1 protein-coding gene is annotated in these 1,024 nt (G+C 73.2%); it reads right to left on the bottom strand.

The genetic code is table 11. From position 1 onward, the window contains the following. Nucleotides 1-1,024, bottom strand: a 1,024-nt coding sequence (locus K8638_RS44270) for a condensation domain-containing protein (RefSeq protein WP_223760826.1), incomplete at both ends; no start/stop codon positions are given.

Genomic DNA, 1,024 nt, shown 5'->3' with positions numbered 1-1,024 from the left:
CATCGGAGACGATGTGGTGCATCGTCAGCAGCAGCACGTGCTCGGAGTCCTGGAGGCGCAGCAGCGTGGCGCGCAGGCGCGGTCCGCGGGCGAGGTCGAACGGCTCCGCGGCCTCGGTGGTGGCGAGCCGGCGGGCTCCGGCCTCCCGCTGGTCGGCGGGCAGGGTGCTCAGGTCCACCAGTGGCAGCGGGAAGGGGGCCGGGGCGTGGATGAGTTGCACGGCCTCGCCGTCCTGGGCGGCGAAGGTGGTGCGCAGCGACTCGTGGCGCTCGATGAGCGCGTGGAGGGCCCGCTCCAGTGCGGCGATGTCCAGGACGCCGGAGAGACGCACGGCGGTGGGCATGTTGTAGGCGGCGCTACCGGGCTCGAGCTGGTCGATGAGCCACAGGCGCTGCTGGGCGAAGGAGAGGGGCAGGGCCCGGTCGCGAGACACGGGCCGCAGGGGCGGAGCCTGGTGGCGTGGTGCGCCGCCGCCCTGGAGCGAGGTGATGCGCTGGGCGAGGCCGGCGAGGGTGGGGCTCTCGAAGACGGCGCGCAGGGGCAGCTCGACGCCGAAGGTGACGCGGATGCGGGAGATGACCTGGGTGGCCAGCAGCGAGTGGCCGCCCAATTCGAAGAAGTGGTCGTCCGCGCCCACCTGCTCCACGCCGAGCACCTGGGCCCAGAGGCTCGCGAGCAGCTCCTCGGTGGGGGTGCGCGGGGCGACGTACCCTGTGTTGGAGGCCGGGGCCTCGGGAGCGGGCAGGGCCTTGCGGTCCACCTTTCCGTTGGGATTGAGGGGCAGGGCGTCCATCACCACGAAGGCGGAGGGCACCATGTGCGCGGGCAGCCGCTGTTTGAGGGCGGCCCGCAGTGCCTCCGCCTCCAGGGCGAAGCCCGGGTCTCGCACCGCGTAGGCGACGAGGCGCTTGTCACCGGGCCGGTCCTCGCGCACCAGCACCAGCGCCTGACGGACGCCGGGCTGCGCGGTGAGCACGGCCTCGATTTCACCCAGCTCGATGCGGAAGCCGCGCAGCTTCACCTG

This window comes from Myxococcus sp. RHSTA-1-4, assembly GCF_020037125.1.
Taxonomy (GTDB): domain Bacteria; phylum Myxococcota; class Myxococcia; order Myxococcales; family Myxococcaceae; genus Myxococcus.
Note: the sequence above shows the minus strand (reverse complement) of the source record. Positions and strands in the feature narration are given on the sequence as shown.